Source organism: Streptomyces sp. NPDC042201 (assembly GCF_055582185.1).
Window position 1 is genome coordinate 146,326 of record NZ_JBVJDS010000006.1, and the last position, 13,904, is coordinate 160,229.

General features: G+C 72.3%; 11 protein-coding genes. 6 read left to right on the plus strand and 5 right to left on the minus strand.

What is annotated here, in order from left to right; translation table 11 throughout:
* The first annotated feature begins 169 nt into the window (after positions 1-169).
* Complete coding sequence (locus ACZ6MZ_RS16550) at positions 170-2,323, plus strand: alpha-galactosidase (protein WP_469352529.1); 2,154 nt, start codon at positions 170-172, stop codon at positions 2,321-2,323.
* A gap of 74 nt (positions 2,324-2,397) precedes the next feature.
* Here the strand turns inward: ACZ6MZ_RS16550 and ACZ6MZ_RS16555 are convergent, their stop codons facing one another.
* Entirely contained in the window at positions 2,398-3,438 is a 1,041-nt protein-coding gene (locus ACZ6MZ_RS16555) for a serine/threonine dehydratase (RefSeq protein ID WP_469352531.1), read from the minus strand.
* A gap of 113 nt (positions 3,439-3,551) precedes the next feature.
* On the opposite strand from ACZ6MZ_RS16555, the gene ACZ6MZ_RS16560 reads away from it, so the two are divergent.
* On the plus strand, positions 3,552-4,211 hold the full coding sequence (locus tag ACZ6MZ_RS16560) for a TetR/AcrR family transcriptional regulator (RefSeq protein WP_469352532.1): 660 nt from the start codon (positions 3,552-3,554) through the stop codon (positions 4,209-4,211).
* 72 nt (positions 4,212-4,283) lie between these two features.
* Here ACZ6MZ_RS16560 and ACZ6MZ_RS16565 read toward each other — a convergent pair whose 3' ends face one another.
* Both ACZ6MZ_RS16565 and ACZ6MZ_RS16570 read right to left on the minus strand, forming a co-directional pair.
* Complete coding sequence (locus ACZ6MZ_RS16565; RefSeq protein WP_469352534.1) at positions 4,284-5,033, minus strand: SDR family oxidoreductase; 750 nt, start codon at positions 5,031-5,033, stop codon at positions 4,284-4,286.
* Positions 5,034-5,181: 148 nt separating this feature from the next.
* Positions 5,182-6,171 carry a squalene/phytoene synthase family protein gene (locus ACZ6MZ_RS16570; RefSeq protein WP_469352536.1) on the minus strand — a complete coding sequence of 330 codons (990 nt, stop codon included), beginning with the start codon at positions 6,169-6,171 and terminating at the stop codon, positions 5,182-5,184.
* Between the two features lie 148 nt (positions 6,172-6,319).
* On the opposite strand from ACZ6MZ_RS16570, the gene uppS reads away from it, so the two are divergent.
* Entirely contained in the window at positions 6,320-7,108 is a 789-nt protein-coding gene (gene uppS, locus ACZ6MZ_RS16575; protein WP_469352538.1) for a polyprenyl diphosphate synthase, read from the plus strand.
* 48 nt (positions 7,109-7,156) lie between these two features.
* Here the strand turns inward: uppS and ACZ6MZ_RS16580 are convergent, their stop codons facing one another.
* The gene (locus ACZ6MZ_RS16580; RefSeq protein ID WP_469352540.1) at positions 7,157-8,347 is read right to left on the minus strand and encodes a hypothetical protein; all 1,191 of its coding nucleotides are present in this window, start codon (positions 8,345-8,347) and stop codon (positions 7,157-7,159) included.
* Between the two features lie 479 nt (positions 8,348-8,826).
* Complete coding sequence (locus tag ACZ6MZ_RS16585) at positions 8,827-10,173, minus strand: 6-phospho-beta-glucosidase (RefSeq protein WP_469352541.1); 1,347 nt, start codon at positions 10,171-10,173, stop codon at positions 8,827-8,829.
* 440 nt (positions 10,174-10,613) lie between these two features.
* Here ACZ6MZ_RS16585 and ACZ6MZ_RS16590 point away from each other — a divergent pair, with 440 nt between their 5' ends.
* The 3 genes from ACZ6MZ_RS16590 to araD are packed head-to-tail and all read left to right on the plus strand — an operon-like array spanning position 10,614 to position 13,884.
* On the plus strand, positions 10,614-11,258 hold the full coding sequence (locus ACZ6MZ_RS16590) for a GntR family transcriptional regulator (RefSeq protein ID WP_389788772.1): 645 nt from the start codon (positions 10,614-10,616) through the stop codon (positions 11,256-11,258).
* Positions 11,255-12,166, plus strand: coding sequence for a dihydrodipicolinate synthase family protein (locus tag ACZ6MZ_RS16595; protein WP_469352544.1), 912 nt, complete (start codon positions 11,255-11,257; stop codon positions 12,164-12,166). The genes ACZ6MZ_RS16590 and ACZ6MZ_RS16595 overlap by 4 nt, the downstream gene beginning before the upstream one ends.
* Positions 12,163-13,884, plus strand: coding sequence for an L-arabinonate dehydratase (araD, locus tag ACZ6MZ_RS16600; RefSeq protein ID WP_469352546.1), 1,722 nt, complete (start codon positions 12,163-12,165; stop codon positions 13,882-13,884). Before ACZ6MZ_RS16595 ends, araD begins: the two co-directional genes overlap by 4 nt.
* Positions 13,885-13,904 lie beyond the last annotated feature (20 nt).

Here is a 13,904-nt window from a genome sequence, read left to right on the forward strand (position 1 = left end):
GGGTTCTTTTCCTCTGTCAATGAAAGAAACAAGGTCCTTCTGAAATCCCGTCATGGGTCGAAGGCGTCGTGCAAATGCGAGGTGGGTGGGCGGTGTTGACAGGTGATCGAAGGAGCGGTTGGCTGCCGACTGCTCTCCTGGAGCCAACCGACCGTGAGGATCAACGCCTGTGATCTCCTTCGCCCCGGACACCGGGGTCTGGCTGCTCTCCACTCCGCGCACGTCGTACGCGCTCCGCGTCGACGAGACAGGTGCGCCCTGTCACCTCGCGTGGGGTCCACGGCTGACCCTTGAGGAGGCCGAGGAACTCATCGTTCCCCCGGCGCCGGCCGCCAGCAGTTTCGAAGGAAGACCGGCGGCCGGGGAAGAGCTTCCCGTCGACGGCGGCACACGCTACGGTCCCCCGTCGTTGCAGGTGCGGTTCGCCGATGGCACCCGCGCCTTCGAGTGGCAGCCTCTGGGCCATCGCGTCCACGAGCCGGTCCCGGGACAGACCGAACTGGCCCTGGAGTTCAGGGACCGCCACTACCCCCTGCTGACGACCCTGCACTACCGCGTCCACGACGACAGCGACGTCATCGAACGCTGGACCGTCCTGCGCAACACCGGCGATGAATCCGTACACCTCCTGCGGGCCGACTCCGCCGCGTGGACGCTGCCGCCCCGGGACGACTACCGGCTCAGCCATGTCACGGGACAGTGGGCCAGTGAGACCCAACTGCACCGGCACCGGCCGGCGTTCGGGGAAACGGTGCTCACCAGCCGACGGGGCGTCACCAGCCACCACGCGAATCCGTGGGTGATGCTGGACGCGGGCGCGGCGACCGAGGACCACGGCCAGGTGTGGAGCGCGGCCCTGGCCTGGAGCGGAAGCTGGCGCGTCACGGTGCACCGTGGCCCCGACGGCCGGGCGGGCTTCACCGGCGGCGCCGGGCATGACGGTACGGCCCTGCCCCTCGCGCCGGGCGAGGACTTCACCACCCCGACGTACGCAGGGCTCTACGCCGACGGCGGTTTCGGCGCGACGAGCCGTGCCTGGCACGCGTACACCCTCGCCCACGTTCTGCCGCATCCCGGAGAGGTGCGGCCGGTGCTGTACAACTCGTGGGAGGCGACCGGTTTCGAGGTCGACGAGAGCGGCCAGAAGGCGCTGGCGGCGCGGGCGGCGGCGCTGGGCGTGGAGCTCTATGTCGTTGACGACGGCTGGTTCGGCGCGCGCCGCAGCGAGCGGGCGGGCCTCGGTGACTGGACCGTGTCCCCGGAGGGCTTCCCGGACGGGCTCGGACCGCTGGTCCGCGAGGTGCACCGGCTCGGTATGCGCTTCGGGCTGTGGGTGGAACCCGAGATGGTCAACCCGGACAGCGATCTGTACCGCCGGCATCCCGACTGGGTGCTCCACATCCCGCACCGCGCCCGCACCGAGCTGCGCCATCAGCTTGTCCTCAACTTCGCCCGCCGTGACGTCGCGGACTGGGCCTACGGCTGGCTGACGCGGCTGGTGGCCGAGCATGCCATCGACTTCCTCAAGTGGGACATGAACCGCGCGCTGAGCGAAGCCGGCTGGCCGGACCGGGCGGAGGGCGCCGACCGGCTGTGGACGGCGTACGTCCACCACCTCTACGAGGTCATCGACCGGCTGCGCGCCGACCATCCCGCCCTGCGGATCGAGTCGTGCAGCGGCGGTGGCGGCCGGGTCGACCTGGGCATCCTGTCCCGCACCGACCAGGCCTGGCCCTCGGACAACACCGACGCCGCGGACCGCGTCTCCATCCAGCACGGCTACAGCCAGATCTACCCGGCGCGGACCATGGCGGCCTGGGTGACCGACGTACCGAACCAGCACACCGGACGGTCCGTGCCGCTGCGCTTCCGTTTCCATGTCGCGATGGCCGGGGTGCTGGGCGTCGGGGGCGACCTCACCCGCTGGTCCGACGGCGAACTGGCGGAAGGCGGCGCCCTGGTGGACCAGTACAAGACGGTGCGTCATCTCGTACAGCACGGGACGCTGCACCGGCTCCGTACCCCCGCCGAGGACGGGCCGACCGCGGTGCAGTACACCGCCGCGGACCGGAGCGAGGCCCTGTTGCTGATCTGGCAGAGGACCCCACGCCACGGCGCCCCGCGACTGCCGGTCCGGCTCGCCGGCCTCGACCCCGCGGCCCGCTACCGCGACGCCAGCACCGGCGCCGTCCATCACGCGACGGTGCTGACCGCGTACGGACTCCTGCCGGATCTGCCACCCGGCGACTGGGCGAGCACGGCGGTGCACCTGGTCCGGCTATCGGCGCCCTCGTCACTGGTCAGCCGCGGCGCGGCAGACTGACGGCAGCACTGGCGGATTCCTTCGGCCTCGGCGGCCGCAACGCCTCGCTCGTGTTCACCCCTGCCCCGTCGGCCTCAGCCCGTACGGACGACGAGATCGCTCGGGTCGGTGTTGGCACCGCACAGCACCACGGCGATCCGCTCGCCGCCGCGCGGGCGGTAGCTCCGTAGCGGCGCGTCGTCCCGGGTGCCGGGCTCGACGGGCGCGGGAGCGTCCTCCTGCGGGGCGAGGGCGGCCAGCGCCGTCGCCGCGGCGTGCTCGACCGCTATGCGGCGGTCGTCCCACAAGGCCTGGCGGGCGTGCACGATCCGGGAGTCGGGCACCAGCACGGAGCTGACTCCGGGCTGCTGGGCGGCGTGCAGGGAGACGGCGGAGGTGCGCCGGGCGCCGAGCGAGTCGGCGGCGACCGAGTCCACCGGGACGTCGACGATCCGCCCGGCCCGCAGGGCGGCGTTGAGCGCACGGCAGTCCTCGGGCTCGACGGCGACAGTGTGCACCCCGTGGTGGCGGGCGGCCGTGGCCACGCCGGCGAACAGGCCGCCCCCGCCGACCGCGACGACCACCGTGTCCAGGTCCGGGATCCGCTGAAGGATCTCGTCCATGAGCGTGCCCGCACCGGCGGCGATCAGCGGGTGGTCGTAGGCGTGGCTGGCCAGCGCCCCGGTCTCGGTGGCGAAGTCCTGGCAGGCGGCCAGCGCCTCGGCGTACTCGGTACCGATGAGGCGTACGTCGGCTCCGTAGCCACGGAGCTTGGCGACCTTGACGCCCGGGGCGCGCTCCGGAAGGAAGACGGTGGCCGGCACACCGTGCTGCCGCGCGGCCCACGCGCAGGCGAGGCCGGCGTTGCCGCCGGAGGCGATGGTGACGCCTGCTTCAGGGAGGCTGCCGGCCTCGTGGTGGGCAGCGAGGAAGTTCATAGCGCCGCGCGCCTTGAAGGACCCGGTGTGCTGCATGTACTCCGTCACCAGCCAGACCTGGCAGGGGTCCGGCTGCCCGTCCGGCCCGTCGGTGGCGACACCGCCGGGCTCGACGGGCACCACGGTCACCGGCCGTACCCGTCCGGCGATGCGGGCGGCGGCTTCCTGGACGGCGTCGTAGGTGAGCGGCTCGAACACAGGGGTCTCCTCTGCCGCGCGCCCGGCGGGGGCAGCGGACTGCCGGGGTGGCCCGGCCGGGCGGGCGCAGCGTTTGCGGGTTTTGTGATACAGCGTACGTTACGCTGTATCACATGCCGCGGCAATCACACGCTCTTCAGGGAGCGACCCCCAGCCGTATCGCCGGGACCGCCTTGTCGATCATCGACGAGGACGGTCCCTCCGCACTGAGTTTCCGGGGGGTGGCCGAGCGTCTCGGGGTCTCGCACGCCACGATCTTCCGGCGTTGCAGCGACCTGGCGGGGCTTCTCGATCTGTGCGCCGACCACCTGGCCGCGCAGCTGCCCGATATCGCGCCGGACGCGGACTGGGCCCAGGCCACCGAGACACGCTTCGGCGCGCTGTACCGGCTGCTGACGGCCCATCCGGGGCTGGCCACGTTGCGCGGCACCCGTCCGTGGCTGGGCCGCGAGTTGCTGGCGCGGCTCACCGAGCCGCAGATCGCCGCCAATATCGCGGCGGGGATGAGCCCCCGGGACGCGGTCGCCACATACCGGCGGATGTATCTGCTCACGCTCGGCAGCGCGGGCTTCGTCGACCACCGTCACCCCGGCGCCGCCACGGCGGCGACCCGAACCGCCCTCGCCCCGCTGGACCCCGCAAGGTTTCCCGTACTGACCGAGCACCTGGACGCCGTCCTGGCGGGCATGTCCGACCATGAGGTCTACTACGGCGCGCTGCGCCAGCTGATCCGCGCGGCGGTCCCCACGAGCACGATCGCACGCGACAGCTGAGCGGCTTTCCGACGGCGCGGGCAGTACCGCCGAAAGGGGAAGCCGGCCAGATCCGGGGCACGCGGCCCGCCGTCAGATCTGGTTGCTGCCGCCGTCGACGAACAGTTCGATGCCGGTGACGTAGGTGCTCTGGTCGGAGGCGAGGAACAGGACGGCGTCGGCGATCTCCTCCGGCCGTCCCATGCGGCCCATGGGTGTCTGGCCGACCAGCGCTTTCCTGAGCTCGGCGGCCTGCTCCTCGTCGGCGGCGAGGCCGGTGATTCCTGGGGTGTCGGTGGCACCGGGGCTGAGGGCGTTGACCCGGATGGCCCGGCCCTTGAGCTCGTTGGCCCAGGTACGGGCGAAGGACCGCACCGCGGCCTTGGAGGCGCCGTAGACCCCGAATGCCTCACTGCCCACGCTCCCGGCGGTGGACGCGTTGAGGATGACGGAGGCCCCCTCGTTCAGCAGCGGCAGCGCCTTCTGGACGGTGAACAGGGTGCCTCTCACGTTGAGGCCGAAGGTGTCGTCGAAGTGCTTCTCGGTGACGTCTTCAAGTCGCGCGAGCTCGCCGCCGCCCGCATTGGCGAACAGGACATCGATGCCGTTCCCGCCGCTCCCCACCGTCCGGTAGAGCCGGTCGAGATCCGCCGGATCGGACGCGTCGCTCCGGACGCCGGTGGCGTTCGCGCCGATCGCCTCCACCGCGGCGTCGATACTGGCCTGACGCCGGCCGGTCACGAACACCCGCGCCCCTTCCTCGGCGAACCGCCGGGCCGCGGCCAGGCCGATCCCGGTGGTGCCACCGGTCACGACCGCGGTCTTCCCGTCGAGCTGTCCCATGGTTCTCCTCAGGCTGGCGGGCGGTTGCCTCGAACGATAAGGCGATATGTCCGCTTCGCTTCGGAGGCCGGGCGCGGCGCGTTGTCGAGCAGGCCAGGCTGCGGCGCATCAGGTCGGCGGCCTCGTTCACGCCGGTGACGGCTGCGTGTCACCCTCGACGGCGGTCCCGCCCCGCTGATGCCGGAGTGACCGGGCGGGACGGACGGCTGGTGGCCGGGGGAGCTTCCGTGCGGGTCCGTCCTCGGTGCCGCAGGAGGATGGCGGCCGCCGCCGGAATGCGCGGCCGGACGCCGGCGCGGAGCAGCCGCGGGCCGCGGACCTCGGCCAGCTGGAGCAGGTGGGCGTAGACGTCCAGCTGCGCCGCGACCATGGGCACGTACAGCGGCGGGAAGCCGGCCACGGCCCGCTTCGCCGCCGCGAGATCCGCCCAGCACTTGGCGGCGGTGCGCGCCAGCAGTGCCCGTACCTGGGCCGTGCCGCGTCCTTGCCGCAGATCGTCGGGCCGTACCTCCGTGGCCCGCAGGTCCGCGCGCGGCAGGCAGACCCGGCCGGCTCGCAGGTCCTCGGCCAGGTCGGTCAGGAAATCGATCCGCTGGACGGGTACGGCCAGCAGCCGGACGCTCTCCCGCAGCCGCTCCGGGGACTCCTCCGGGGCGGCGAGCACGGCGGCGATCAGCAGCAGGCCGGGCAGCGTGTACCCGTCCACGTACGCCGCGAAGTCCGACTCCTGCTCGAAACCGGCGAAGTACAGGTCGGTCGGCGCCGCCCGCAGGAAGTCCTCCACGCAGCCGGCCAGCCGCGGGTGGGTACGGGCGGTGTGCCACAGCGGCGCGAGGCCGCCCGAGGGAGCCCGGGGGGACTCCAACGCCCGCCGCACCCGCGTCTCGTACTCCGCGAAGCGGGCGGCCCGCAGCTCGGCCGGGGCCCGGTCGTCCCGGTCCAGCAGTTCGTCGCAGGTGTGCATGAACGACATGGCGGCCACCACGTGTACCGCCGTCGCCGGGGTCAGCAGCAGCCGCAGAGCGGCGTAGTGGGCGGGAACGTACCGGGCCAGTCCGCGCGCCTGCCGGGTGTACTCCGCGCGCAGCCGGGGGTCACCCACCCCGGCCTCCGTCAGTCCGCGCTGCCAGCCGTTCATTCGATCTCCCTTGCTCGGAGGGGGAGTTGGTCACCGGTCCGCGAACCGCGCACCGCAAGACCCCCATCAGCACCTGCTGTTACCATCGAGACACGGAGAGTATCCGAAGTGTCCGATCGTGGACGCGCCGGCCGGCAAAGGTGAGCTCGTGGTCATCCCTTCTGTTCCCGCTGCCCCCCGGGCGCGGTCCAGTGCTCCGTCACCGCGCCCGGGCGACGGGCCGCCGCGGATCCCCGAGGGGCGGCTGCCCGGCCATGTCGCCGTGGTGCTCGACGGCAACGGCCGCTGGGCGACCGGGCGCGGGCTACCGCGCACCGACGGGCACCGGGCGGGGGTGGCGGCCGTGCTGGACACGGTCGACGGCGCCTTGCAGCTCGGACTGCGGCATCTCTCGCTCTTCGCCTTCTCCACCGAGAACTGGCGCCGGGAGCGGACGGAGGTCGGCGAGGTGATGCGGCTGATCAACGCGTTCGTGACGGACCACGGCGACTGGCTGGATCAGCAAGGTGTGCGCGTCACCTGGTCGGGCGAGCGCGGACGCCTGGGCGCGGACATGCTCCGCGGCTTCGACGCGTTCCAGGCACGGACCGCGGGCAACTCCCGGCTGGACCTGACCGTATGGATCAACTACGGGGCCCGCGACGAACTGTGGCGGGCGGCCCGGCATCTGGCGCTGGACAGCGCGGCGGGCCGCGTCGATCCCGCGCTGATCGACGCGGAGACCTTCAGCCGCTATCTGTACCGGCCGGATCTGCCCGATGTCGACCTCTTCATCCGGACGTCCGGCGAGCAGCGGCTCAGCAACTTCCTTCTCTGGCAGAGCGCTTACGCCGAACTGCTGTTCACCGAGACCCTCTGGCCCGATTTCGGCCGACACGATCTGTGGGCGGCGGCGGTCGCGTACAGCAGACGCGACCGGCGCTTCGGCGGCCACTGACCGGGGCGCCTCCGCTCCGGCGGCGGGCCTGACGTGCGGTCAGCCGCCTTACTCGGGCCGGGCGGAAGTCGAGTGCACGTTCTCGATCTGTCGCTGGATCGCCTCGATCGCGCCGCGCCTGCGGCCCGGCACCCGGCGGCGCAGCGCGGTCAGCGCCGGAGCCAGGGAGCGGGCCAGGGCCGGGTCATGGAGCTGCTCCCACTGGTGGTGGGCGCGGTCGACCGCGGCCTCGACGTCCTCGTGATCCGGGGCCTGCTGCGAGGCGAGGCGGGCCTCGGCTGCCGCCATCCATAATGCACAGCTGCGGCCCGCGTCCTGGGCGAGGCGGGCGAGATCGGCCCGTACTTCCAGCCAGTGGATCGCCTCCATCGAGCCCGGGCCGTGGGCGCGCAGCGCCGTGCTCTCCCACAGGGCCGCGATCGACGCCGCCTCCGTGTGACGCCCGGCCCGGGCGGCGGCCAGGATCGCCGGATGCGGATCGGCTCCTGGCCCTTCGGCCTCCGCCCCGGCGGGCGGGCCGGGCGGTGGGACCGGCGGCCGGTCATGGCGTACCGGCTCGGCACCGTTGTCCAACGGCAGGTGGTGTACGGGCGGAGCGTCGAAGGCCAGCAGCAGCGCGTCCTGGACCCCGGCGCGTGCGGCGGCCTGCTCGTGGAGCTGGGTGAGCGGCGGCCGCGCCCCGCTGCGCCAGATCGCCGCGCACGCCGCCAAGTACGCGGGGGCGGCGACCGTCCGGCGCGGCGGAGGCGGGGCGACGCGCCCGTACAGGCGGGTGCCGTAGCCGAGGCCGATCCCCTCGGCGCCCAGTCGCTGCCAGGCTTCCGCGTCGGCCACCAGATCCACGACCACCGTGGTGGTGCCCGGCCGGCGCAGTTTGAGCTCGGCGGCCAGCCAGTGCCAGGGCAGACCGGTGTAACGCAGCGTCGCCGGGGCCGTGCGGGCCAGCGCGAGGTGGACCAGGCGCTGCTTGTGGTCCAGGTGCAGTTGCCCCGTGATGTAGAGGGACAGCGGGCCGGCCGTGGCGGCCGCGGCGCGGATACGGGTGAGGACGGTCTGCGGGTCGAGCGGGTCGGCGAGTTCGATCACGGTCGCCGCGGCCGTGCCGGTGAGGGTGCTCGGGGGGACGGCCGCGAGCGCGGGCAGTACGGATGCCGCGTCGATGAGACAGCCCTTGCCCGCCGGCGCGGCCGCGAGCAGCAGCGCGGTACCCGCTCGCGTGTCCTCCCTGGTGATCACCACGTCAGCAGCGTATCCCGCTGACCAGGTCCACCGGCCGGGGAGAACCTCCGCACATGCGGCCGGACATCCCGCCGCGGCGGTGCGCGGGGGAAACGGTCCTGGCCCCGTGACGGGCCGGGGGTTCCGGCGGGCCGGCGAACACCACCCGAAACAGTGAGCCGGGGGCCGCCCGCACGCCCCGGGCCGCCCGATCAGAGGCCGTCCGACAGGCTCTCAGCCGACCGGGCGCCCCGCGGCGCCGTCGTACGCCGCGATCCGCACTCCGGCCCGCCCGAGGCGCCCTTCTCCGAGGAATGGCAGGGCAGGATGCGCACGTTGCTCGCCGAGGCCGCCGCGCAGGGGCTCCCGCGGAGAGGCTCACCAGCGGGCGGGCGGCTCCAACTGGACCATGAACCTCGGCCACCCCGCCGCCCGGGCGTTTCTCGCGGTGGTGATCCTCATCGCCCTGCTGTCCGCCACCGGGACCGTCTTCTGATCTCCTACCGCCGGTTCAGGTACGCCAGGCCGGGGTGCGCGCTCGTGTAGTCGTCGACGAGACGGCGGGCGACGGTCACGGAATCGACAAGAGGGTGCAGGGCGAACGCCTTGGCCGCAGTGGTGCGCGAGCCGCTCGCGGCGGCGGCCAGGACCTCGCGCTCGACGGCCTTGACCGCGCACACCAGGCCGGTGGCATGGTCCGGCAGGGGGGCGACGGACAGGGGGTGGGCGCCGTTCGCGTCCACGAGGCAGGGGACCTCGATCACCGCCTCCTCGTCCAGCACACGCAAGGTGGTGCGGTTGCGGACGTTGAGGATGAGCGTCGCGCGTTCGTCGCGGGCGATGGCGCGCATCAGGGCGAGGGCCACCTTCTCGTAGCCGCCGGACTCCAGGTCGGATTCGTCCCGCTCGCCGACGCCCGCCGCCTCGCGGTTCGCCGCCATGTACGTGGCCTCGCGCTCGGCGCGGGTACGGTCCCAGGCCGCGAGGGCCGGGGCGCCGGTCCGCTCCATCTCCTCGTAGAACCGCGCCTGCTGGTCGCGGAGGAACGCGCCGCGCGTCTGCTCGGCGTCCCGATAGGCGCGTACCGCTTCCCGGTTGAAGTAGTAGTAGTGCAGGTACTCGTTGGGGATCGCGCCGAGGGACTGGAGCCACTCGGGACCGAAGAGCCTGCCCTCCTCGAAGGAGCCGAGGGCCTCGGTGTCGGCGAGCAGGCGCGGGAGTTCGTCGCGTCCCGCGACGCGCAGGCCGCGCAGCCAGCCGAGGTGGTTGAGGCCGACGTAGTCGATCCACGCCTCGTCCGGGTCGGCGCCGAGGACGCGGGCGACGCGCCTGCCCAGGCCCACGGGCGAGTCGCAGATCCCGATGACACGGTCGCCGAGGTGGCGGGACATGGCCTCGGTGACCAGGCCCGCCGGATTGGTGAAGTTGATGACCCAGGCGTCGGGGGCGAGCCGGGCGACGCGTCGCGCGATGTCGACGGCGACGGGGACCGTGCGCAGTCCGTACGCGATGCCGCCGGCGCCGACCGTCTCCTGGCCCAGGACCCCCTGGTCCAGCGCGATGCGCTCGTCGGCCGCGCGGCCCGCCAGGCCGCCGACGCGGATCGCGGAGAAGACGAAGTCGGCGCCGCGCAGCGCCTCGTCGAGATCGGTGGTGTGCGTCACGGCCGGCGCGTCGGCAATGCCCACGGACTGCTCGGCCAGTACGCGCGCGACGGCCGTAAGCCTGGCGGGGTCCAGATCGTGGAGGGTGACATGGGTGACGCGGCCCTCGGCGTGATCGGCGAGCAGCGCTCCGTACACCAGCGGCACCCGGAATCCGCCGCCGCCGAGAATTGTCAGCTTCACGCCTGAACCACCTTTACGCCTGTCTCCTCCGGTGCGGCACGGGTCGCGGTGCCCGGAGGGGCGTTGGTCACCATCGCCGTTCGCGGCACACGCGGACGCCGCCGGCGCCCAGCCGGCACGTCGCGAACACTACTCGTCAACCGCGATCATTCCGCGCGGAGGAGCAGCTCGTGGCCGGTCGCCCTCGCCGGCGGAATCGGCTCCCGACGGCACCTCCAGGAGGGCTCGACAGTAAGCGCTTTCCGATAGAAGTTAGAGGCCACGCGGGCCATACGTCAACGTACCTGCGGAGATCGATGGAAGCGCTTCATGTCGGTCAGCCGTGACGCCACATCACTTCTGCGCGAAGCATTGACGAAACATGAACGCGGTCCTAGCTTCATCGCGTCGTACTTCGTACGTCATATATGAGACGCGATACGCGAGATGTGAGTGCGCCCATGGCCTTCGCCCCGAGTCCGATCCCCTCCCGCACCCAATACGTACTGGAGGCGATCAAACACGGCATCCTCACCGGCGGTCTCAGCCCGGGACAGGCCCTGGTCGAGACCGAACTGGCCGCGCAGTTCGGGGTGTCGAAGACTCCGGTACGCGAAGCGCTCAAGACCCTGGCCGGCACCGGCCTCGTCGTCATGAGCCAGTACAAGGGCGCCACCGTGCGCACGGTCGACGCCGCCATGGCCCACGAGGTCTATGACGTACGGCTGCTGCTGGAACCGGAGGCACTGCGGCGCTCCCTCGCCCGCCACGCCTCGCTGGACGCCGCACGGGAAGCCCTGGTCAGAGCCGACGAAGCGGCGGACCAGGCCGAGCGCTCGCTCGCCAACCGTGACTTCCACCGGGCGCTGTATCTCCCCTGCGGCAACCCGCTGCTGGCCCGGATGCTCGACGAGGTGCGCGATCAGGCCGCCCTCGTCTCGACCGTCGCCTGGTCCGCCGTCCCGTCGTGGAAGCGGGAGGCCGGGGAACACCGGGAGATCCTGCGGCTCGCCCTCGCCGGTGACGCCGACGGCGCCTCCCAGGCCCTGCACGATCACATCGCCGACTTCGTGCGGCGGGCGTTCCCCGAGGGAGACCCCATATGAACAGCCCCGATTTCACCTCGCTGCGGGACGCGCTCGCCGATGTCGTGGCAATCCCCGTGACCCCGTTCACCGCCGACGACACCCTCGACACCGTCGCTCACCGCGCCCTGCTGCGCCGGCTGCTCGACGGCGGCGTCCGCACGCTCACGCCGAACGGCAACACCGGGGAGTACTACGCGCTGACCCCCGAGGAGCGCCGCACGGTCACGGAGCTGACCGTCGAGGAGGCGGCCGGCCGGGCCGCGATCCTCGTCGGGATCGGCCTGGACGTGCCGACCGCCGTGGCCGCGGCCGAGCACGCCGGCGCGGCCGGCGCCGGGATGGTGATGGTGCATCAGCCCGTCCATCCCTATGTGTCGCAGGACGGCTGGATCGACTACCACCGCTCCATCGCCGACGCGGTCCCGGAGCTCGGCGTGGTCCCGTACATCCGCAACGCGCAGCTCAGCGGCGAGAGCCTGGCACGGCTCGGAGAGCTCTGCCCCAATGTCATCGGGGCGAAGTACGCCGTGCCGGACGCCGCGCGCTTCGCGGCCTTCGCACGGGACGCGGGTCTGGAGCGCTTCGTCTGGGTCGCGGGACTCGCCGAGCTGTACGCGCCCTCGTACTTCGCCGGCGGAGCCACCGGGTTCACCTCGGGGCTCGTCAATGTCGCACCGGCCGTCTCACTGGGGATGCTGGACGCGCTGCGCGCCGGGGACTACGCGGCCGCCATGAAGCTCTGGGAGCAGATCAGGCCCTTCGAGGAACTGCGCGCCGTCCGGCAGTCCGCCGACAACGTGACGATGGTCAAGGAGGCGCTCGCCGCCCTCGGGCTGTGCCTGCGCGACATCCGCCCGCCGAGCAGCGCACTGCCCGAGGAACAGCGCGCGGCCGTCGCCGCACTCGTGGCGGAGTGGGCGATATGACCGTACGGCCCGAGGACCTGCGCAGCCACCAGTGGTACGGGACCGACGGGCTGCGCTCCTTCAGCCACCGCGCCCGTACCCGCCAGCTCGGCTATCTCCCCGAGGAGCACCTCGGCAAGCCGGTCATCGCGATCCTCAACACGTGGTCGGACATCAATCCCTGCCATGTCCATCTGCGGGAACGTGCGCAGGCGGTGAAGCGGGGGGTGTGGCAGGCCGGTGGTTTCCCGCTGGAGTTCCCCGTCTCCACCCTCTCGGAGACGTTCCAGAAGCCGACCCCGATGCTCTACCGCAACATGCTGGCGATGGAGACGGAGGAGCTGCTGCGCTCCTATCCGGTCGACGGCGCGGTGCTGATGGGCGGCTGCGACAAGACGACGCCGGCGCTGTTGATGGGCGCGGCGAGCGTGGACCTGCCGGCCCTCTTCGTGCCGGCCGGGCCCATGCTGCCGGGGCACTGGCGGAGCGAGGTCCTCGGCTCGGGGACGGACATGTGGAAGTACTGGGACGACAAGCGGGCCGGGCTGATCGGCGACGCCGAGCTGGCCGAGCTGGAGAACGGCCTGGCCAGGTCGCCCGGTCACTGCATGACCATGGGCACCGCCTCCACGCTCACCGCCGCCGCGGAGGCGCTGGGGGTCACCATGCCGGGAGCCTCGTCGATCCCGGCCGTCGACGCCGGGCACGACCGGATGGCCGCCGCTTCGGGCAGACGCGCCGTCGCCCTGGTGGAACAGGACCTGAGGCTGTCGAAGCTCCTGACGCGGGAGGCGTACGAGGACGCGGTCGCCACGGTTCTCGCGCTGGGCGGCTCCACGAACGCGGTGATCCATCTGATCGCGATGGCGGGACGCTCGGGCGTACGGCTCACCCTCGACGACTTCGACCGGATCGCCCGCACCGTGCCGGTCCTGGCGAACCTCCGTCCCGGCGGGCAGTACCTCATGGAGGACTTCCATTTCGCTGGCGGACTGCCGGGATTCCTGTCGCGGTTGACGGACGTGCTGCATCTGGACCGGCCGACCGTCGCGCACGCCACCCTGCGGGAACAGCTCGACGGCGCGCTCGTCCACGATCCGGAGGTGATCCGGCCGCGCGGGAATCCCCTCGCGCCGGAGGGCGGGGTGGCGGTGCTGCGCGGCAATCTCTGTCCCGACGGCGCGGTCATCAAGCATGTCGCCGCCGAACCGCGCCTCCTCAAGCACACCGGTCCCGCCATGGTCTTCGACGACTACCGGACGATGCAGCGGACCATCAACGACCCGGAGCTCGGGATCACCCCCGAGCATGTGCTGGTGCTGCGCAACGCGGGCCCCAAGGGCGGCCCCGGGATGCCCGAGTACGGGATGCTGCCGATCCCGGACTACCTGCTCAAGCAGGGGGTGCGGGACATGGTCCGGATCTCCGACGCCCGGATGAGCGGCACGAGTTACGGCGCGTGTGTCCTGCACATCGCGCCCGAGTCGTACATCGGCGGGCCGCTCGCGCTCGTACGCACCGGCGACACGATCACCCTGGACGTCGAGGCACGCAGCCTTCATCTGCACGTGCCGGACGAGGAACTGGAGCGGCGGCGGGCCGCGTGGACGCCGCCGCCCGAGCGGTACGAGCGCGGTTACGGCGCCCTCTACAACGAGCAGATCACCCAGGCCGACACCGGCTGCGACTTCGCCTTCCTGGCCAGGCAGGGCACGGTGCCCGACCCGTACGTGGGTTGAGATTCGCGTCTCCCCTCCTG